General features: G+C 46.6%; 16 protein-coding genes and 1 other annotated feature. Of the genes, 13 read left to right on the forward strand and 3 right to left on the reverse strand.

All coding sequences use genetic code 11. The features are described 5' to 3' along the window. Nucleotide 1: 1 nt before the first annotated feature. Nucleotides 2-1,963 carry an excinuclease ABC subunit UvrB gene (uvrB, locus tag CAGA_RS06910; RefSeq protein ID WP_135659186.1) on the forward strand — a complete coding sequence of 654 codons (1,962 nt, stop codon included), beginning with the start codon at nt 2-4 and terminating at the stop codon, nt 1,961-1,963. Between the two features lie 19 nt (nt 1,964-1,982). Next, nucleotides 1,983-4,802 carry an excinuclease ABC subunit UvrA gene (gene uvrA, locus CAGA_RS06915; protein WP_135659188.1) on the forward strand — a complete coding sequence of 940 codons (2,820 nt, stop codon included), beginning with the start codon at nt 1,983-1,985 and terminating at the stop codon, nt 4,800-4,802. A 54-nt stretch (nt 4,803-4,856) separates the two neighbouring features. Here the strand turns inward: uvrA and CAGA_RS06920 are convergent, their stop codons facing one another. Next, nucleotides 4,857-5,765, reverse strand: a complete 909-nt coding sequence (locus tag CAGA_RS06920) for a DMT family transporter (RefSeq protein WP_135659191.1) — start codon at nt 5,763-5,765, stop codon at nt 4,857-4,859. A gap of 206 nt (nt 5,766-5,971) precedes the next feature. Here CAGA_RS06920 and yfmF point away from each other — a divergent pair, with 206 nt between their 5' ends. The 11 genes from yfmF (at nt 5,972) to CAGA_RS06975 (ending at nt 20,556) form a co-directional block, all read left to right on the forward strand. Then, on the forward strand, nt 5,972-7,255 hold the full coding sequence (gene yfmF / locus CAGA_RS06925; protein WP_135659194.1) for an EF-P 5-aminopentanol modification-associated protein YfmF: 1,284 nt from the start codon (nt 5,972-5,974) through the stop codon (nt 7,253-7,255). Next, entirely contained in the window at nt 7,252-8,535 is a 1,284-nt protein-coding gene (gene yfmH / locus CAGA_RS06930; RefSeq protein WP_135659198.1) for an EF-P 5-aminopentanol modification-associated protein YfmH, read from the forward strand. Before yfmF ends, yfmH begins: the two co-directional genes overlap by 4 nt. Before the next feature lie 81 nt (nt 8,536-8,616). Beyond that, entirely contained in the window at nt 8,617-9,651 is a 1,035-nt protein-coding gene (lgt, locus tag CAGA_RS06935; protein WP_135659201.1) for a prolipoprotein diacylglyceryl transferase, read from the forward strand. 18 nt (nt 9,652-9,669) lie between these two features. Then, entirely contained in the window at nt 9,670-10,524 is an 855-nt protein-coding gene (folD, locus tag CAGA_RS06940; RefSeq protein WP_135659204.1) for a bifunctional methylenetetrahydrofolate dehydrogenase/methenyltetrahydrofolate cyclohydrolase FolD, read from the forward strand. A gap of 35 nt (nt 10,525-10,559) precedes the next feature. Further along, on the forward strand, nt 10,560-12,416 hold the full coding sequence (gene dxs / locus CAGA_RS06945; protein WP_135659206.1) for a 1-deoxy-D-xylulose-5-phosphate synthase: 1,857 nt from the start codon (nt 10,560-10,562) through the stop codon (nt 12,414-12,416). Beyond that, nucleotides 12,413-13,225: a TlyA family RNA methyltransferase gene (locus CAGA_RS06950; RefSeq protein ID WP_135659209.1), complete on the forward strand. Its 813-nt coding sequence runs from the start codon at nt 12,413-12,415 to the stop codon at nt 13,223-13,225. Before dxs ends, CAGA_RS06950 begins: the two co-directional genes overlap by 4 nt. Next, nucleotides 13,218-14,084, forward strand: coding sequence for an NAD(+)/NADH kinase (locus CAGA_RS06955; RefSeq protein WP_413814394.1), 867 nt, complete (start codon nt 13,218-13,220; stop codon nt 14,082-14,084). Before CAGA_RS06950 ends, CAGA_RS06955 begins: the two co-directional genes overlap by 8 nt. Before the next feature lies 1 nt (nt 14,085). Beyond that, the gene (locus tag CAGA_RS06960; protein WP_135659214.1) at nt 14,086-14,535 is read left to right on the forward strand and encodes an arginine repressor; all 450 of its coding nucleotides are present in this window, start codon (nt 14,086-14,088) and stop codon (nt 14,533-14,535) included. A gap of 4 nt (nt 14,536-14,539) precedes the next feature. Next, a complete protein-coding gene (gene recN / locus CAGA_RS06965) occupies nt 14,540-16,216 on the forward strand; it encodes a DNA repair protein RecN (protein ID WP_135659216.1) in 1,677 nt (558 codons plus the stop codon). Nucleotides 16,217-16,253: 37 nt separating this feature from the next. Then, nucleotides 16,254-16,492 (forward strand) — a binding site (T-box leader). Between the two features lie 52 nt (nt 16,493-16,544). Then, entirely contained in the window at nt 16,545-17,774 is a 1,230-nt protein-coding gene (gene tyrS, locus CAGA_RS06970; RefSeq protein ID WP_135659218.1) for a tyrosine--tRNA ligase, read from the forward strand. A gap of 121 nt (nt 17,775-17,895) precedes the next feature. Further along, the gene (locus CAGA_RS06975) at nt 17,896-20,556 is read left to right on the forward strand and encodes a YfhO family protein (RefSeq protein WP_135659220.1); all 2,661 of its coding nucleotides are present in this window, start codon (nt 17,896-17,898) and stop codon (nt 20,554-20,556) included. 30 nt (nt 20,557-20,586) lie between these two features. Here the strand turns inward: CAGA_RS06975 and CAGA_RS06980 are convergent, their stop codons facing one another. Together CAGA_RS06980 and dapB are read right to left on the reverse strand one after the other, a co-directional pair. Next, nucleotides 20,587-21,054 (reverse strand): ACT domain-containing protein, encoded by a 468-nt coding sequence (locus tag CAGA_RS06980; RefSeq protein WP_135659221.1) that lies wholly within the window; start codon nt 21,052-21,054, stop codon nt 20,587-20,589. Continuing rightward, the gene (gene dapB, locus CAGA_RS06985) at nt 21,051-21,818 is read right to left on the reverse strand and encodes a 4-hydroxy-tetrahydrodipicolinate reductase (protein ID WP_135659223.1); all 768 of its coding nucleotides are present in this window, start codon (nt 21,816-21,818) and stop codon (nt 21,051-21,053) included. Before dapB ends, CAGA_RS06980 begins: the two co-directional genes overlap by 4 nt. Nucleotides 21,819-21,837: the final 19 nt, after the last annotated feature.

A 21,837-nucleotide genomic window follows, 5' to 3' on the forward strand; every position in this document is an offset into this window, starting at 1 on the left:
TATGGATTTTAAATTGGTTTCAAAATATCAGCCGAAGGGTGATCAACCCAAAGCAATTCAACAGCTTGTTGACGGGATTTTACGAGGCGATAGGGAACAGACGCTTCTTGGCGTTACCGGCTCCGGAAAAACGTTTACAATGGCAAATGTCATTGCAAAACTGAACCGCCCGACGCTGGTTCTTGCGCACAATAAAACGCTTGCGGCACAGCTTTGTTCCGAGTTTCGTGAGTTTTTCCCGGAAAATTCGGTTGAGTACTTTGTAAGCTATTATGATTATTACCAGCCGGAAGCGTATATTGCCACGACGGACACCTATATTGAAAAGGATTCTGCGATTAACGATGAAATCGATAAGCTGAGGCACTCTGCTACCTCAGCTCTTTCGGAGCGCCGCGATGTAATTATTGTCGCCAGCGTATCCTGTATCTACAGCCTCGGCAGCCCAATTGATTACCGTACAATGGTTATTTCCCTACGCCCGGGAATGCAGAAGAGCAGGGACGAACTACTTCGCAAGCTGGTCGAAATACAATACGAGCGGAACGATATCAGTTTAACCCGCAATAAGTTCCGCGCACGGGGCGATGTTGTAGAGATTTTTCCGGCTCAGTCAAACGATACGGTTATCCGCGTGGAATTTTTCGGGGACGAAATTGACCGGATCAGCGAAATCAATGCTTTGACCGGAGAATTAAAAGCCGTCTTGAAACATGTTGCCATTTATCCTGCGTCCCACTATATTGTACCCAAAGAAAAAATGCAACGTGCGGTCAAAGAAATTCTAGAGGAAATGGAAGAGTGCGTTGCAAACTTTAAAAGCAGGGATAAACTGATTGAAGCGCAGCGGATCCGGGAGCGTACGCTGTATGATGTCGAGATGCTGCAGGAAATCGGTTTTTGCAAAGGGATTGAAAATTACTCACGCGTATTGTCCGGACGGGAGCCAGGAAGCGCGCCGTTTACTCTTCTGGATTATTTTCCGAAGGATTTTTTGCTATTTGTGGATGAATCGCATGTTACTCTGCCCCAGGTCCGTTCCATGTACGCCGGCGACCGGGCGCGCAAGGAATCGCTGATTGAATATGGGTTCCGGCTTCCGTCGGCTTACGACAACCGTCCGCTGAATTTTGATGAATTTTACAGTCATTTGAATCAGGCTGTTTTTGTCAGCGCAACTCCCGGCGATTTTGAAAAGGAAAAATCAACCCAGATTGTGGAGCAGGTAATTCGCCCCACCGGCCTTGTCGATCCGGAAGTTATTGTGAAGCCCACGGACGGGCAAATCGACGACTTGATTTCGGAAATCAATCTGCGAACCGCAAACGGGGAGCGCGTTCTTGTAACGACATTAACGAAGAAAATGGCGGAGGATCTGACCTCATATCTGGAGAGTATGGGAATCCGCGTGCGCTATATGCACCATGATATTGATACGGTTGAACGCATGGAAATTATCCGCGACCTGCGCCTTGGCGAGTTCGACGTGCTGGTCGGAATCAACTTGCTGCGCGAGGGGCTGGATATTCCGGAGGTTTCCCTCGTTGCCATTTTGGATGCAGATAAGGAAGGATTCCTACGTTCGGAGCGCTCGCTGATACAGACGATCGGCCGCGCCGCGCGCAACGCGCACGGACAGGTCATCATGTATGCCGATTCCGTCACACCTTCCATGGAGTCGGCAATCCGGGAAACGGAACGCCGTCGCGCGCTCCAGACGGCTTACAATAAGGAGCATGGCATCGTTCCGAAGACGATTACCAAGAAAGTATCGGAAATCCTTGAAATTTCGACGCATAAAGAGGATGATAAAGAGAAGAAGCAGAAGCGCTTAAGCCCGGCCAAACGCATACGGATGATTGAGCAGCTTACAAAGGAAATGAAAGCGGCTGCAAAGCTGCTTGAATTTGAACACGCGGCTTATCTACGTGATAAAATCAAACAGCTCAGCGGCGGCAAATGAGCATGGAGGTTTCAATTTAATGACGACAAAGAACATTTTTGTAAAAGGCGCGAGAGAACATAATTTAAAAAATATCGATATTGAAATTCCACGTGACGAACTGATTGTATTTACCGGCCTTTCCGGGTCGGGGAAATCCTCCCTTGCTTTCGACACGATCTATGCCGAGGGGCAGCGCCGTTATGTTGAATCGCTTTCTTCCTACGCACGCCAGTTCCTGGGGCAAATGGAAAAGCCGGATGTGGATTATATTGAAGGGCTTTCTCCCGCAATTTCCATCGATCAGAAAACAACGTCGAAAAATCCGCGTTCCACGGTTGGGACCGTAACGGAAATCTACGATTACCTGCGCCTTTTGTATGCGCGGATCGGGGTACCTCACTGCCCGATTTGCGGCAGAGAAATCAAACAGCAAACGATTGACCAGATTGTCGATCGGATTCTGAATTTACCGGAGGAAACGAAAATTCAAGTGCTGGCTCCGGTTGTCCGCGGCCGTAAGGGAGAGCACGTAAAAGAATTTGAAGCCGCCCGGAAGGGCGGCTTTGTCCGCGTTCGCGTGGATGGCATCATTTACGACCTATCCGAAAATATCAAGCTTGAGAAAAACAAAAAGCATACCATTGAAATCGTTGTGGACAGGCTCGTAATTCATCCATCGATTCAGTCGCGTTTATCGGACTCGATTGAAACGGCCTCCGCGTTGGCGGGCGGAATTACGGTTGTAAGCATTGTTGGAGGGGAGGACATTACGTTTTCACAGAACTACGCCTGTCCGGAACACGGCATCAGCGTAGAGGAGCTTTCCCCAAGGATGTTTTCCTTTAATAACCCGTTCGGCGCCTGCCCGAAATGCACCGGGCTCGGCGTATTTATGAAAATTGACCCGGATCTGATTATTCCGAACAAAGCACTTTCCATTAATAAGGGCGGATTAAAGGCGAGTGGCTGGGCCATGGAAGGCAGTACGATTGCCTCCATGTATCTTAACGCGCTTGCAAAGCACTATCATTTTTCTCTGGATACCCCAATCGGGGAGCTTCCGCCGGAAATTATCGATATTATCCTTTATGGTACGAAAGGCGAAAAAATCAAGGTGGAGCGCCGCAACGAATACGGAAGCGGCGTTTATGAGGTGGAATTCGAAGGGATTATCAATAATCTGGAGCGTCGTTTTCGGGAAACCCAGAGCAGTTGGATTAAGGAAGAAATCGAGGCCTACATGAGCGCAATTCCCTGCGACGCCTGTCATGGGAAGCGCTTGTCTCCCATCAGTCTGGGCGTAACGGTCGGCGGAATCAATATTAGTGATTTCTGCGACAAATCCGTCACACAGGCGCTGGATTTTCTCAATAACCTTACGCTTTCGAACCGGGAAGCCATGATCGCTTCCTCTATTTTAAAGGAAATCAAAAGCAGGCTGGGATTCCTGAAAAGTGTCGGGTTAGAGTATCTGACTCTTTCCCGTTCCTCTGGCACGCTTTCCGGAGGGGAGAGCCAGCGCATCCGTCTTGCTACACAGATCGGTTCCTCCCTCATGGGCGTGTTGTATATCCTTGATGAACCAAGTATCGGGCTTCACCAGCGCGACAATAACAAGCTCCTTGCCACCCTCAAGCACCTGCGTGATTTAGGGAACACCGTAATTGTGGTTGAACATGACGAGGATACCATACGTGCGGCCGACCACGTTGTGGATATCGGCCCCGGTGCGGGAATTCACGGCGGGAATGTCGTGTTTAACGGCAAGGTGGAGGATCTTATCAAATGTGAAAAATCCATAACCGGACAGTATCTGAGCGGTGCGAAAAAGGTCGAGGTTCCCAAAACCCGGCGCAAGGGCAACGGGAAAAAGCTCGCGATTCTGGGAGCGGCCCAGAACAACCTGAAGGATGTGGATGTGGAAATCCCGCTCGGCGAGTTTGTCTGCATTACCGGGGTTTCCGGTTCCGGAAAATCCTCGCTGATCAATGAAATCCTGTATAAATACCTTGCTTCGGAGCTTAACGGTGCGAAATGCCGCCCGGGCGCGTTTAAAGCGATTAAGGGTGTTTCGGAACTGGACAAGGTGATTCAGATTAACCAATCCCCCATCGGAAGAACACCGCGCTCCAACCCAGCAACCTATACGGGTGTGTTTACGGATATACGCGAGCTGTACGCTTCCACACAGGACGCTAAGCTGCGCGGTTTCAATTCGGGCCGTTTTTCCTTTAATGTAAAAGGCGGGCGTTGCGAAGCCTGTCAAGGCGACGGCATTATTAAAATTGAAATGCATTTTCTTCCGGATGTGTACGTCTCATGCGATGTGTGTAAGGGGAGGCGCTACAACCGGGAAACGCTCGAAATCAAGTATAAGGGAAAAAGCATTTACGACGTTCTGGAAATGACGGTGGAGGAAGGGTTGGAGTTCTTTTCCAGCATACCGAAAATCGCGCGGAAACTGAAAATCCTGCAAGAAGTAGGGCTGGGGTATATTAAAATAGGGCAACCAGCCACTACGCTGTCCGGCGGCGAAGCACAGCGTGTAAAGCTTGCCACCGAGCTTTCCAAGCGCCCGACGGGCAAAACCATTTATATTCTGGACGAACCGACAACCGGCCTGCATATTGCAGACGTCCACAAGCTGATCGAAGTCTTGCAGAAGCTGGTGGACAATGGCAACACGGTTGTAGTCATCGAGCATAATCTGGATTTGATTAAGACGGCGGATTATATTATTGATCTTGGACCGGAAGGTGGGGACGGCGGCGGTAGAGTGATCGCCAAAGGGGCTCCGGAGCAAATTGTGGAAGTAAAAGAATCCTATACCGGGCAGTATCTGAAAAAAATGCTGTAAAAAAGAACGGCTATCCAACAGCAAAGCAGATAGCCGTTCTTTTTTAAGTTTTTGTTATTTTGAATGATCCGGTACTTCCAAACTCTTCTTTTCCAGCTTTAAAAAGGAAGGTTTCATTTCCGAAATCATAATAGAAAGGAAAATCAAAATTGACCCGAAAAAGGTTTTCATTGTCAGCGATTCACTCAAGAAAATGATTCCGAATATGGAACCAAAGAGGGATTCCAAAGACATAATCAACGAAGCCCTTGCCGGCGGCGTGTATTTCTGGCAGACCGTTTGAAGAACAAGCGCAATCAGCGTACAGCAAATTCCGATATAAAAAGTGGACAAGACAGCGTTTGTGTCCATTTCTTCCGGAAACGGTTCGGTGAAAAGGGCCACAGCGAATGCGAAAATTGCAGTAACAACAAATTGCGTAAACGAAATGAGAATAGGATCATTCTTTTCGGCTAAAATACTTACAGCTACGATTTGCGCGGCAAAGGTGATCCCGCAGAACAGGGAAAGCATATCGCCAGTATTCATGGAGAAACCCGAGCGAAGAGTAAGCAACCCAATACCCACAATGCATAGAAGCGCAGCGAAAATATTATATGCGTCCGGCTTTTCTTTTCGAATAATCCAGTACAAAAAGGGGACGACAACCACATATACTGCTGTGAGAAACGCATTGTTCCCGGCTGTCGTATATTGTATTCCAACGGTTTGCAGATAATAGGAAATGAACATCAGCAAACCAAGGATTATCCCGGATTTTATGCAGTTCCAATTTAGTTTTTTCAGCCGGTTAAAGAAGATCAAACACATCAGGCCGACCGCGATTCCAAAACGCATGGCTATCATATAGCCGGGCGGAATTGCATCGACAGTATTCTTTACGACAACAAATCCGCTGCCCCAGATGATGGTTATAAAAACCAGTCCTAAATCGGCTGCCATTGCTTTATTTTTTATTTCCAAATCTTTACACCTCGTTGCATTATTATATCATTTATACGTTTCTGCTGCAAGCAGCAAAGCCGGTTATTCGGATAAAATGCTAATATAATACAAAAATCATTGCATGTTCATAAATTTTTATTATATTATTTCTTTTCTAAAGTAAGGGTTTGTGATATAATGTTTTTTGAATTTTAGTAAGTAAAATTTTGGAGATGAATAATTGAATGTTAGGTATAGAACAGCGTTCCGTTTGTGAAGGCGTAAATTTCAGAAGCGTGAAAGATACCCGTTTCAAAACGGTTCGTATGTCCGTTAATTTTTTATTGCCGATACAAAAGCAAACCGCGGCTTCCTATGCGATTTTGCCGTTTCTGCTTAGCCGGGCCAGCAGAGAGTACCCTGATTTTACAAAACTCGGCCAGCGTCTGGCGGAATTGTATGGCGCCGAATTGAACGCGGATGTCCAGAAGCTCGGCGACGCACAGCTTCTTTCCGTTTCCGCTGTCGGCATTGCAAATCGTTATGCACTACAAGGCGAAAATATTGCGGGGGAACTTTCTAAGCTGCTTTGCAGTATTATTTTTGACCCTCCGTTTGAGGACGGCCTCTTTCCGAAGGAGGGCTTCGAACAGGAAAAACGGCAGACGATCGAGCTGATCGATTCTGAATTTAACGATAAGCGTATTTATGCGAGGCAGCGCTGCGAGGAGATTATGTGCAGCAACGAGCCGTACGGAATCAAGCGCTACGGCAGCAGAGAAGCGATTCAGAATCTGAAGCGCGAAGAGCTTACCGAAGCGTGGCTCTATTTGATTCACAACGCCAAAGCGGAGATTATGGTCTTAGGGGATTGCGACCCGGCTCCGGTTTACGAGGGCTTTTGTGAAGCATTCCAAAAGGTAGGGAAAAAATCCACAGTAGATTGCCCGACGAAAATCATAAAACAGGCGGATCGGGTGAAAGACGTTACCGATAAAATGGATGTCGCGCAGTCCAAGCTGGTTATGGGCTTCCGGACCCAGACGGCGATTCCCGATGAAAAAGTGGAAACATCGACACTAATGGCCTCTTTATACGGCGGGACGCCGAACTCTAAGCTGTTTTTGAATGTCCGTGAAAGGCTGAGCCTTTGCTATTATTGCAGCGCGTTGTACAATGCGATGAAGGGCATTATGCTGGTGCAAAGCGGAGTCGAAACAAAAAATATCGACAAGGCCCGCGAAGAAATTCTGGTTCAGCTTGAAAAAATTAAAAAAGGCGAATTTGACGATAGTGAAGTGGATGCGGCTAAGCTGAGCTTGAGCAACAGCTACCGCACACTGTCCGATTCACTAGGCGGCTTGGAAGCTTGGTACCTTTCTCAGACCTTCTCCAATCAGATCAAACGTCCGGAGGAAGCGGCGGCAATTGTTAATTCCGTCACCCGTCAGGAAATCATTGACGCGGCAAACCGTGTAACGCTTGATACGGTTTATCGTTTAGAGGGAAACGGGGAGGAACAAGTATGAATATTATCAAGGAGATTAAAAGCGACCGGGTCGGTGACCGATATTATGAAGTAGAGCATCCATCCGGGCTCAGAATTTTTGTTTATCCGAAAGAGAATAATAATTCCACTTACGCAGTTTTTGGAACCCGGTACGGGTCAATTGATATGTGTTTCAAGTCGAGTGATGATAGTGAGCCGAATAAAGTCCCCGCTGGGATTGCCCACTATTTGGAACACAAGCTTTTTGAAAGTGAAGACGGCGACGCTTTTGCACGCTTTGCAAAGACAGGCGCTTCGGCAAACGCGTATACTTCCTTCGATAAAACCTGCTATCTGTTTTCCTGTACGGAAAATGTATATGAATCTTTGGAAATCCTGTTGGATTTTGTCCAGTCCCCTTATTTTACTGAGCAGACGGTACAGAAGGAGCAGGGCATTATCGGACAGGAAATTCGCATGTACGACGATGATCCGCAATGGCGCGTAATGTTTAACCTTTTACGTGCGATGTACCATAATCATCCGGTAAAAATCGACATTGCCGGAACGGTTGAAAGCATTGCACAGATTACGCCGGAACTGCTTTACAAATGCTACAATACTTTTTATAACCTGAACAATATGGTCTTGTGCGTGGCGGGCAATGTGGAGGTCAATAAGGTTCTTGAACTTTGCGATAAAATGCTGAAACCTTCCAAGCATCTTTCTATTGACCGCATTTTTGAAAACGAGCCCGACGAAGTTGTTCAGAGCAGAATTGAGCAGAAGCTGTCCGTTTCCACAACGATCTTCCAACTTGGCTTTAAAGAAAAGGTTGGTAAAAATCGTGTTTCGGCGGAAGAAATCGCCCAAACGGAAATCCTGCTTGAATTAATGGCATCCGATTCTTCCCCGCTTTTCCGCAGGCTTCTGGATGCGGAACTGATCAATCAGTCCACTTTTGCGTATGAATATTTTGAAGGCCCTGGTTATGCGTCCGTTATTTTTTCCGGAGAATCCAAAGACCCGGATGCCGTTGCGGACGAAATTAAAAAAGAAGCGGAAAAGCTCCGCACGCAGGGAATTGACCCGGTCGCCTTTGAGCGTTCGAAGAAAGCAGTTTACGGGCGCCTTATCTCTTCCTTCAATAGTGTAGATAATATTGCAAATACGTTGGCTTCGCTTGCTTTTACTGGCCATGAGCTGTTTCATTATGTTGATTCGGTTTCACAGGCAGATATTGCTTCCGTCCAGGCGCGCCTGAATACACAGTTGCGGGCGGATTCATCTGTCCTTTCCATTATTAAACCGATAGATTAAACTTAGCGGAATTCTGCCAATACTTCCCACGCGGAGATTGGCAGAAACGCTTAATTTTGCGCGTGGAGAATGGTGGAGTATATGTATCATGTTCAATTTCCCGGATTAGGCTTCCATTTTACAATTAACCCGATTGCCTTTTCGATCGGGTCTTTTTCGGTTAGATGGTATGGCGTAATTATTGCGGTAGGATTTTTACTTGCTTTTTCCTATGCAATGGCAAGCTGTAAAAAGTTCAATATTGATCAGGATAAGCTAATCGACGTGGTAATCCTTGGAATTATCGGAGGGATTATCGGTGCCAGAGCATATTATGTCATATTCGACACCAGCGATCAGTATTTGAGGAACCCGGTCAGCGCACTTTACATTTGGGAAGGCGGGTTGGCAATTTACGGCGGGATTATCGGCGGTATGCTCTGCGGTGCCCTGATGGCGAAACTCCGCAAAATCAGCATACCCGCTGTTTTGGATATCGCTTCGCTTGGCTTTTTAATCGGACAGGCCATCGGGCGCTGGGGAAACTTTGTCAACCAGGAAGCTTTTGGTGTTGAAACGAAACTTCCGTGGGGAATGGTCAGCGAAAGAACATATGCGGTGACCAATAATCCAGTGCATCCGTGTTTTCTTTATGAATCCCTGTGGTGTATTCTTGGTTTTGTGCTGCTACATATTTTCAGCCGCAAGCTTAGAAAATATGACGGGCAGGTATTTCTCCTGTATTTAATCTGGTATGGCGTTGGCCGCTTCTTTATTGAAGGCCTGAGGACCGACAGCCTGATTACGCCGGTTGTGCCTTTAAGAGTATCGCAGGTTGTTGCAGCCGTGACGGTTCTTGCGGGCGTTGTGCTGCTGATTATTTTCCGCAACCGCACTTCGCTTCTCGGGTGCGGTTCTGCAAAGGTAATGGAGCTGAACGCCATTGTGGATGAAGTTCCGGCGGAATGCATGGAAAGCGGCGCGGACGAGTTGGCAGAAAAGGATACAGAAGATGCGGAAACCCCTTCCGATTCAGATGAATCGGTTGGTGGGGAACCTTTCGCGGAAGAAACGGCGGAAGGTTCGGATAACGAAGGAAAAGAAGCTCCGGAAGCTTCGGAAACGAATACGAAATAGAAGAACGGAGGGCAGAGAATGGCTATTCGGATTGACGGAAAAGCAGTTGCGGAAAAAGTCCGCGCAAAGGTAGCCTTTGAAGTGGCAGAGCTGAAAAAACAGGGCGTTACACCCGGGCTTGCGGTCGTAATTGTCGGGGATGATCCCGCATCAAGGACTTATGTCAACAACAAGAAAAAGGCTTGTGCACAGGTTGGAATTTATTCCGAGGAATATGCGCTTCCCGCTGCCACTTCACAGGATGAACTGATGGAGCTGGTTGCAAAGCTGAATGTGAAAAAAGACATTCACGGGATTCTGGTTCAGTCCCCCCTTCCGAATGGTCTGGATGAGAAAGCAGTAGTGGAGGCGATTCATCCGGACAAGGATGTTGACGCGTTTCACCCGTCCAATGTTGGCAGGATTATGATCGGAAATTATCATTTTCTGCCCTGTACCCCTGCGGGTGTTATTGAGCTTCTGCGCTCGGAGAATATTGAAATTGCAGGGAAGAACTGCGTTGTAATCGGCCGTAGCAATATTGTCGGTAAACCGATGGCCATGCTTTTGCTTCATAATAACGGTACGGTGACAATTTGTCACAGCAAAACAAAAAATCTGAAGGAGATTTGCAGGAACGCAGATATTCTTGTCGCGGCGGTTGGAAAACCGAAGTTTGTAACCGCAGATATGGTAAAGCGCGGCGCTGCGGTGATCGACGTCGGCATGGACCGTGATGAAAACGGCAAACTGTGTGGCGACGTTGATTACGAAAATGTAGAGAAAGTGGCTTCCTACATAACACCGGTTCCAGGTGGCGTAGGTCCGATGACGATTGCAATGCTTCTTCAAAACACGGTAACAGCAGCCAAAAGTCAAAACTGGCTAAAATAAGCGTGCTTTTGGGTGCTGTCCAAAGAGGTTTTAGAATGGACAACCTTTTAGAAAAAATAAATTTTCCGAAAGATTTGCAAAACTTTTCAATCAGCGAGCTAAATGAACTCTGCAAGGAAATACGTGAAAAAATTATAAAAACAGTTTCCAACAACGGGGGGCATCTGGCTTCCAATCTGGGCGTTGTGGAATTGACCGTTGCGTTGCACCGGGTGTTTTATTCTGAATATGATAAAATTGTTTGGGATGTTGGGCATCAATCCTATACGCATAAAATCCTGACCGGCAGGCGAAAAGCCATTTCAACAATCCGGACAAAGGGTGGTCTTTCCGGGTATCCCAACCGCCAGGAAAGCCCTTATGATGCATTTAATGCGGGGCACAGCAGTACTTCTATTTCTGCGGCACTCGGCATTGCCAATGCAAAAATGCTGACCGGCGAACCCGGTCATGTGATCGCCGTTATCGGTGATGGCGCGCTGACCGGTGGCCTTGCCTATGAAGGCTTAAACAATGCCGGGCGCTTTAAAAAGAATTTAATTGTTATTTTAAACGATAATAAGATGTCTATATCCCGGAATGTTGGTTCCATTGCCCGCTACTTGGCTCATATTCGCACAAAACCGGGATATTTTCGGGTAAAGGGCAATGTGGAGAATGCTGTCGACAGTCTTCCACATTTAGGTAAACCGATTCATCGTTTTCTCTCCAAAACGAAGATGGCATTAAAACAGATTTTATATAACAACACCATCTTTGAGGACATGGGATTTTACTATTACGGCCCCTTTGACGGACATGATCTGGGAAAATTAATCGATGTTCTGGAAAATGCAAAGAATATTGATCATCCGGTGCTTTTGCACGTGCTGACGCATAAAGGAAAAGGTTATTCCTATGCGGAGCAAAATCCGGGAGCATTTCACGGGATTGCAAGTTTTGATATTAAAACGGGGAAATCCCAATTCACCGGCGAAAACTTTTCCAGTATATTCGGAAACCATCTCTGCACCTTGGCGGCAAACGACAGCCGCATTTGTGCCATAACGGCCGCCATGCAGATGGGGACGGGGCTAACTGGATTTGCAAAACAGTTTCCCGAACGCTTTTTTGACACAGGGATTGCCGAAGAACATGCGGTGACTTTTGCGGGCGGGCTCGCATCCGGGGGCATGCACCCGGTTTTTGCTGTATATTCCACCTTTTTGCAGCGCAGCTATGACCAGATTATCCACGACGCCGCCATACAAAAGGTGAAGCTCACTTTTGCCATTGACCGTGCGGGCATAGTGGGCGAGGACGGGGAAACGCATCAGGGAATTTTTGACGTAGCCTTTTTAAACACAATTCCGAATATAACGGTGTTTTCTCCTGCGTATTATGACGAAATGTACCAGAGTCTTGATCTGGCAATCTATCATTGCGAAGGGATTTCTGCTGTACGCTATCCAAGAGGAAAACCCTTTTTTAAGCCGTACGACTTTGAAAGTACGGGAATGTCCTTCGATACTTACGGAGAGAAGGATGCGAAAACGGTTATTGTGACCTATGGAAGATTGTTTTCCTTTGTATGTAAAGCAATTTCCGATTTAAAACAGCATGGGATTTCGGTTCGAATTATTAAGCTGAACCGGATTATACCGGTTGACCCGGGCGCAGTTGCAAGTGCTGCAGACGCAGAAATGGTCTTTTTCTTCGAAGAAGGAATTCAGCATGGAGGAATTGGGGAGCATTTCAGCTACCTGCTGAATAAATTTGGATATAAAGGTAAATATTTTCTGCGGGCAATTACCAATTTTGTCCCGCATGCAACTATGCTACAGTCGCTTAACGCGCTTGGGCTTGACGACAAGGGCATGGTAAATATGATTCTAACGGAGTGCAAAAATTGATAGAGAAAAAAAGGCTTGACTGTCTGCTTTTGGACCTTGGACTTGCTGAAAGCAGGGAAAAAGCAAAAGCCATGATTATGTTGGGCAATGTATATGTAAATAACCAAAAATTCGACAAGCCGGGCACAATGTTGCCAATCGATACGAAAGTGGAAATCCGCGGAGAAAAGATGCCTTACGTCAGCCGGGGCGGCTGGAAGCTGGAAAAGGCGCTGTCTGTTTTCCCAATTGATTTGAAGGGGAAAATTGCGATGGACATCGGGGCTTCTACCGGAGGCTTTACCGATTGCATGCTGCAAAACGGAGCGAAAAAGGTATATTCGATTGACGTAGGCTACGGGCAGCTTGCGTGGAAACTGCGGACCGATCCCAGGGTAGTTAACTTGGAACGCACAAATGTACGGTATATCACGACGGAACAGGTACCGGATAAAGTGGACTTTTTCAGCGTGGATGTTTCTTTCATCTCGCTTTGTCTCGTCCTTCCGCCAGCAAGGGCCTTGCTGGCGGAGAATGCGCAGGCGGTCTGCCTGATTAAACCGCAATTCGAGGCGGGACGCGGAAAGGTCGGCAAAAAAGGCGTTGTAAGGGATAAAGGCGTCCATACAGAAGTGATTGATAAGATCGTCCATTTCGTATTAGAAAACGGTTTTTCCATATTGGGGCTGACGTATTCACCGATAAAAGGGCCGGAAGGAAATATTGAATATCTGATCTTTCTACAAAAATCCGACGAACCGGCTAGTGTCGAATTGGATATAAAAGGGATCGTGGAAGAGTCGCATAAGCAATTAAGTGGTGGTGACTAATTTGAAAGTAGCCCTCATTCCGAATTTAAGCAAACATAACGCTCAGCTCCACACACTGGAGGTCGTTCATAAGCTTCATAAATTTGGGGCGGAAGTCTTTATGCGTTCGAATTTGAAAAGTTGTTTTGCAAATTCAAGGATCACATTTTACGATGATTTTGACAAAATGATGTTCGACTGCGACGTGGTGATTGCCGTAGGCGGCGACGGAACGATTATTCATTGTTCCAGACATGCGGCGGTGGCGGGAAAACCGATTTTAGGCATTAATGTTGGACGGCTCGGATTTGTGGCCGAATTGGAAACGAATGAATTGGACAGGCTGAAGGATTTGGTCGATGGCGATTATGAAATCGAAAACCGGATGCTTCTGGAAATCCGGCTTGAAAATAACGGCCATAAAGAAACCTATTACGCATTAAATGACGCGGTAATCGCGCGGGGGGCGCTGTCCAGAATATTGGATTTTACCGTGCATTTCAACCGCAAGAATGTTTGCAATTACCGTGCGGACGGGTTGATAGTCTCGACGCCTACCGGCTCGACCGCCTATTCTCTTTCCGCCGGCGGACCGATCATCGATCCGAGTATCTGCTGTATTTTGCTTACGCCGATTTGCCCTCATTCCCTGTTAACCCGACCGGTTGTTTTCGGTCCGGATGCAAAATTGAGCGTTACGGCTACTTCCAACTATAACAGCGAGATTTTTCTTACCATTGACGGGGACACTTTTATTCAGATAGAGGATAACCAAAAAATTGATTTTTGCCGTTCCGAGCGTTCGGCAGGTATTATAAAATTAAAGGATAACAATTTCTATGAGGTTGTTAATAAAAAATTAACAGAAAGGAGAATTTGATTTGAAAGCACGACGACACGCAAAGATTCTTGAGCTGATCAATGCCTATACGATTGATACGCAGGAAGAACTGTTGCGACGCCTGCGGGAGAATGGGTTTGAAGTAACTCAGGCTACGGTCTCCCGCGATATAAAAGAATTAAGGCTGATTAAAACATTGTCCCCGGATGGGAAATATAAATATTCCGTAGGGCAGGAGAATACAAGGGACTATCCCACGAAGCTGTATTCCCTTTTGTCCGATTCTGCGGTACAGATTAATTTCGCCGGTAACATGGTTATTGTTAAGTGCTTAACCGGTATGGCACAGGCTGTCTGCGTGGCAATCGACTCCATGCACTTGCCGAACATTATCGGTACTCTTGCGGGCGATGATACAATCTTTATTGCTGTAAAAAATGAAGAACAGGCACAGCAAATGGTAGCCGAATTGAAAAAAATGGTTGGGTGATTGCATGTTGTCTCAGCTTTATATTGAAAATATTGCAGTGATTGAAAAAACCGGAATTGATTTTCATGAAGGATTGAATGTCTTAACGGGTGAAACCGGCGCGGGCAAATCCATTGTGATCGATTCCATTAACGCTATACTTGGCGTGAGAACGTCGCGCGAATTAATCCGTACCGGCGCTCATTCCGCCAATGTCACCGCGATTTTTTTGAATATAGGGGAACAGGCAGTACGACAGATGAACGAGCTTGGGTATGCGCCGGAGGAAGACGGGAGCGTCATGATCCAGCGTGAACTCCATATGGACGGCAAAGCCGTCTGCCGCATAAACAGCCGCCCGGCAACCGTATCGGTTTTAAAGGCAATCGGACCGTTTCTGATCAATATCCATGGTCAGCACGAAAGCTACGATTTGCTTTCTCCCGATTTACATATCCACTATATTGACCGGATGGGCGTGCCGGAAGATCTCATCCAAAGCTATCAGGATGCTTTTGAAGCCATGAATGAAATCAAAAAGAAACTGGACTCCACTCAAATGGATGAAGCGCAGAAAGCAAGGCAAATAGACTTATTAGCTTACCAAATACAGGAACTGGAAGCCGCCGACCTGCGCGCCGGGGAGCAGGAGGAGCTGAACCAGACGCGGACCAGATATTTGAATATGGAGAAGATTGTGGACTCGGTCAATACTGCAAAAGTCGCTCTGCATGGGGATGAAAATAGTGAAGGTGCTTTGGCCGCTGTTTCCGCCGCGGCGGGCGCTCTGGCCGAAGCGGAACGATATTATCCGGAACTCCATGAGCTAACGGAAAGAATCACGAATATTCAATATGAGCTGGAAGACTGCGGCGACGAAATCCGAAATCTAACGGACGGACTGGAATATGACCCGGGTGAACTTGACAGAATAGAAACAAGACTGGATGTTCTGTACCGGCTGGGGTTGAAATACGGCAGTACCGTTGAGGAAATGCTTGCATTCCTTGAAAATTCCAAAAAGCAGATGGAGGATATTCAGCTTTCCGATGAAAGAACGGCTCAATTGACAAAGAAATATAACGAAAGGAAAGCACAGGCCGAAAAATATGCGGAGGAAATTTCGGCCTGCCGTAAAAAGACTGCGGATGCTTTTGTTATGAAAGTAAAAAAGGAATTGTGCTTCCTTGATATGCCGAACATTGATTTTAAGGTGGAACAGGAACGCTGCGAACTGAATTCTCTTGGCTGCGACAAGCTGCAGTTTTTAATATCGACAAATCCGGGCGAACCCGCAAAGCCGATTGCAAAAATTGCCTCCGGCGGCGAACTGTCGCGTATTATGCTTGCAATTAAAACGGTTTTGGCCGATAAAGACGATATTGATACACTGATTTTCGACGAAGTGGATACTGGCGTCAGCGGAAGTGCCGCCCAAAAGGTTGGGCTGAAGCTCCGCGAGGTTTCCAGAAACCGTCAGGTGATCTGTGTTACGCATTTGCCTCAGATCGCCGCTTTGGCAAATACACAATATCTCATTAAAAAGCATGTGAAGGATAATAAAACCTTTACCAATGTAACGGAATTGGATTTTGAAGGCAGAAAGCAGGAATTGGCACGGATAATGGGTGGCTCTCAGATTACGCCGCTTCTGCTGCAGAATGCCGAAGAAATGCTTGAAATGGCGCAGAAACAGGAATGAGGCTTGACAGAAGCAATTTGATTCGATATAATGCATATTAACAGCGATGAAGGGAAGAAGTACTCCGACCAAACGGCAAAGAGAGCCTGCGGGTGGTGTAAGCAGGAGCGTCAATCGGACGAAATACATCCCGGAGCTGCCGGGCTGAACGGTATCCATTAGGTCCGGCCGTGATAGCGCACGTTACAAGCGCGTGGGTATTATTTGTACCCGTGAGGCCGCATCTGTGAAGCTGCGGCGAACTGAGGTGGTACCGCGGTTATTTCCGCCCTCTGCAAATAAGCAGGGGGTGTTTTTTTACCCCCTGAAGAAAAATGGAGGAAAAAACATGGGAGTATTTGAAGAACTCAGAGAGAGGGGCTTAATTGCCCAAATGACGGACGAGGAGAAAATTCGGGATCTTCTTGACAATCACAAAACGACCTTTTACATCGGTTTTGACCCGACGGCGGACAGCCTTCATGTCGGCCATTTCGTGCAGATAATGGTCATGGCCCATATGCAGCGCGCCGGGCATACGCCGATTGCCTTGTTCGGCGGCGGAACCGGCATGATCGGCGACCCGTCCGGAAAATCCGATATGCGAAAAATGCTGACAAAAGAGGAAATCGACCATAATATCGAATGTTTCCAAAAGCAGATGTCCCGACTGATCGATTTTTCCGATGGCAAAGCAATTATGGCAAACAACGGAGACTGGCTGTTGAATTTGAATTATATCGAATTCTTACGCGATATTGGCGTGCATTTCTCCGTAAACCGCATGCTTGCCGCAGAATGCTACAAACAGCGCATGGAAAGGGGTCTCTCTTTCTTTGAACTGAACTATATGATTATGCAGAGCTATGATTTCCTGGAATTGAACCACAGATACAACTGCCAGTTGGAGCTCGGCGGGGATGATCAGTGGAGCAACATTATCGGCGGCGTGGAGCTTCTCCGCCGTAAGGAAGGCAAGGAAGCTTACGGCATGACCTTTACCCTTCTGACTACCAGCGAAGGCAAGAAGATGGGCAAAACGGAAAAGGGTGCGGTTTGGCTCGATCCAGAAAAGACATCGCCGTTCGACTTTTACCAGTACTGGCGCAATATCGGGGACGCCGATGTGATCAAGTGCCTGAAAATCCTCACTTTCCTGCCGCTGTCACAAATCAATGAGCTTGCAAAGCTGCAGGGCGGTGAACTGAATAAAGCGAAGGAAATCTTAGCCTATGAAGTTACCAAGCTGATTCACGGCGAAGAAGAAGCGAACAAGGCGCAGGAAGGCGCGCGCGCGCTGTTCGGCTCCGGTGAGAATACGGATAACATGCCTTCCACCGATCTTACCGCCGCAGATTTTACAAATGGCGAAATCGGTGTTCTGGATCTTCTGGTAAAAACAAAGCTTGCTCCGTCAAAGGGAGAGGGGAGACGCCTGATTACGCAGGGCGGTATTTCTATAGATAATGAAAAAGTTTCCGAAACAACAGCAAAATTGACTTCCAAGGATTTTGAAAAGAAATATATTATTATTAAAAAAGGCAAGAAAATCTTTCATAAAGTAAATCTGGTTGACTGATTTCGAATCCAAGTAAAAAAGAAGCAGGTCCGCGCCTGGAACCAGGTGCGGGCCTTTTGATTGATTTTATGTAATTTTTTCCTTATAATAAGAGTATTGATTGTACGGAGGAAAACACAGAATGAAGAGAAAATGCGACTATCTGGCCGCGCCCGCAGCGGTAATGCTTCTAATGCTGTCCGTATTTTGTGTTTGCCAGATGTATCCCTTTGGAATGAATTCCCTTTCTTGGTGCGATATGAACCAGCAGGTAATTCCGTTTTTATTGGATTTTAAGGATATTTTAGCCGGCAAAGCAAATATGTTCCTGAACATGCAAAATTGCGGGGGCATGAACTTCTGGTGCGTTTTTCTCTTTTTTATTTCCAGCCCTTTCACATTTTTGGTGGCTTTGGTCGACAAGGCAAGCATTTACCAATTTGTCAATATTCTTGTCCTCTTGAAAATGATGACATGCGCGCTTACTGCGGAAATCTTTTTCAGGTACCGTTTTAAAAACCTCACGCCGATGCAGAGCACGGCCTTATCGGTCATGTATGCATTCTGCGGGTATACAATGTTCTATTACCAGAATCACGTATGGCTCGATATGATGTATCTGTTCCCGATTCTTTTAATCGGGCTGGACAGGCTGATCCAGAAGGAAAGGGTAGGGCTTTACATTTTCTCCTATACCGCCATGCTGACGGTTAATTTTTATTTGAGTTATATGGTCACGATTTTTCTCGTGCTCGCCTTTGGCCTATATATCTATTTTTTTGCACCGCGGGAGCGCAGCAGAAAAATCCTGCTGCTGTTTGAAATTTCCACGCTGCTGGTTGCGCTGCTTACGGCTGTCGTCTGGCTTCCGGCTTTGATGCAGTATGTTCAATCTGCAAGGACAGAGAATTTGTTTACCAGCCTCCGCGTGGGAACCTTCTTTACCCGGTTCGACACAACTCTGGTGGTAATCCTTTGCACAAGCGCCGTGTTTTCAGCGGTAGTAATGTATCTTCTGTTTGTAAAGAAGCAGACGGAAACTGCGGCTTTCTCCTTTTATATTTTCCTGCTTATGATGACTCCTGTCTTTATTGAACCGATCAATAAAATGTGGCATACGGGCAACTATCAGGCCTTTCCTGTGCGTTACGGATATATAACCGTTTTTTTCGGTCTGATCCTGCTTGCTGCCGTTATATCCGGTATCAATGAGGATATCCGTTTTTCCCATAGCCGCATGCTTCCCTTGTTTGGCGCCATGCTGGCGGTCGCGGCCGTATTTATCGCGGAATGTCTGATCCTTTACAAGGATTATCACACGGTCACGGTTTATACTAGAACCCTATGGGGGAATAGTGAAAGCCTGCGCTTGCTGCTCGCATTTTTCCTTACGGCGGCGCTCGCATACCTCGTCCTGCTCCTTCTTTACCGTTACCGGCAGATCAGCAAGACGGCCTTTTCCGTGTTGCTTTGCATGCTTGTGCTGCTTGAAGCGGTTTTTCATTCCAGCGTTTATATCGCCTCCGCCGCACACAGCGAAAGAAACGCTCTGCCGGTTATTGATCTGGACGGCAAAATTCAGGATGACACACTTTACCGCGTAAAAACAGAGAAAAAGTACTTTGACGTTAATCTTGTCGGCGGGATAGGGTATAATACACTAAGCCATTATACATCGCTGACAAACGAAAGCTTCCTGTATACGATGAAAAAGCTGGGCTACTCCTCTTATTGGATGGAAGTAAATTCAAACGGGGGAACAAAGCTGACGGATGCGATTTTAGGAAATAAATACACGATTTTTCAACCTATCGATTTACAGGGGATGAGTGACATCGTGTATGAAAATGATAAGTACGTAATCGTAAAAAATGAGATGACGCTCCCGGTTGGATTTGTAATGGATTCCAATTCAATAGAAACCCTGAAAAAATTGCCGGACACTTCCCGGCTGAACCTTCAGCAAACAATTTTCCAATCCGTTTTTCATACCAATGAAAAGCTTTTTGTAAATTACCAACCGTCGGTCAAAACGAACATCGAATATCAATACAATAAGAATCGATACAGCCTGACATTTCAGGACAACAGTAAGGCCGGCATGCTGATTTACCGCATTCCGGTCAAAGAGAAACAAACCTTATATTTTGACTGCTTCGACAAGCTTTCCAATAATTTGATTGAGCATATCAATTCTAGCTTCAATGTTTTTGTAAACGGGAAGCTGGTTGAGGAAAATTACCCCAGTCAGCCGAACAATGGCCTTTTGGCGCTCGGAACCTTCCAAGATGAAATGGTGGAAGTGGTAATCGAAGTATTAAAAGAAGTTGACGCGAAGTCCTTTGGCCTTTCCGGATTAAAGGACGATGTGTTAAAACAGGCGGTCGGCAGAACCACGGCGGCACAACTGAAGCAATACGGGAATCAAATTGTCGGAACTGCAACCGCAAACGACGATCATTCCTGGCTTTTTCTGCCGATTACCGACGATGCCGGTTTTACTGCGGAGGTAAATCATAAAAATACGGAAATTCAGCGTGTGTTGGGTTCTTGGATGGCTGTGAAGCTGCAAAAAGGGGAGAACCAGATTGTTCTTTCCTATCTTCCGACTGGTTTTAAGACCGGTTTGCTCCTGTCCGCAGCGGGAACCCTCTTATGCATTGTTTGGTACCGTTTTCTGAAAAACGGCAGCTACCGCCGGATACAGTTTCTGGAGCTTTCGGGGGCTTTTGCGTTTATACTGCTCCTGTTTGCCGTTCTGTTTGCCGTCTACTTGTTCCCGTTGGGTGTTTACTTTTCCTAATAAAAACAGCCTGCATTTTGCAGGCTGTTTTTATTTAGTAATATGCATGACCTTTTCGATTTCATGAAGAGTCTGGTCAAAATCTGCTGCGGTAATCAGCAGGGAAATATCCACCTCAGACGTTGTAATCAAGCGAATATCCGTATCGATTTTTGCGGCGGCATCGAACACCTTCGCGGCCACGCCGGGGGTTTCCTTCATTTTCTGATCATAAACGGATATTTTACAGTTACCGCTGCTTACAATCGTTTTAATATTGGAAGTATCGCGCAAATTGGATGTAAAAGACAGGATTTTATCCAAGTCATTATCGGAAATCGTAAAGGAAATGGATGTGAACGCTCCTTGTGTCGGGGCAAGCGAAATCATATCCACATTTACGCCGCAGTCCGAAATTTTTTGGAACAAATCCGCTATAAAGGAAAATTCCGACGGGCAATTCTGCAGGGTGACTAGTGTAATGTCATTGACGGTGGTAATAACCGGCTCTAAATTCATGAGGAACCCTCCTTTTTCAGTAAATCAGACATATTATAAAGTCCTGCGGGCTTACCGACCAAATAAACGGCTGCGTTGACCGCGCCCGCCGCAAAAATGCCCTTGGATTGGGCCGAATGCGATAGTGTGATAATCTCCTGATCCCCGGCAAAAATCACTTCGTGTTCACCGACAATCGTTCCTCCGCGGATGGAATGAATCCCGATTTCCGAGGGATCCCTCTTTTTGCGCTGTGAATGCCGGTCGTACATATAATGCGTGTTTTCTTTTAAAACGGAGGAAATCCCATCGGCAATCATTAACGCGGTACCGCTCGGGGCGTCGATTTTCTGGTTATGGTGTTTTTCAACGATTTCAATATCAAACCGGCCGCCCAAAGCTTTCGCTGCCATTTTGGAAAGTTCAATGAGCAAATTCACTCCGAGCGACATATTGCCTGAATAGAATACAGGAACCTCTGCGGACACACGTTTCAGCGCTTCCACCTGTGCGTTGTTATAGCCGGTTGTACACAGGACGAGCGGCGTTTTGTGAATCTGTGCAAATTGGAGAAGAGAGGACAGGAGCGCCGGATTTGAAAAATCAATAATTACGTCCACATCCACGTTAATATCCGCTGGTTTTGCGAATACCGGAAAATCATGTTTTACTTCTGTATTTATATCTATTCCGCCGACGATTTCGCAATCATCTCGCTGGGCCGCGCAGGAAGCGACTTCGCGGCCCATTTTCCCATTGCATCCGCCGACAATTATCCTTGTCATTTTAACGTTCCTCCGAACA

Source organism: Caproiciproducens galactitolivorans (genome assembly GCF_004768785.1).
In the GTDB taxonomy this organism is placed as follows: Bacteria; Bacillota; Clostridia; order Oscillospirales; family Acutalibacteraceae; genus Caproiciproducens; species Caproiciproducens galactitolivorans.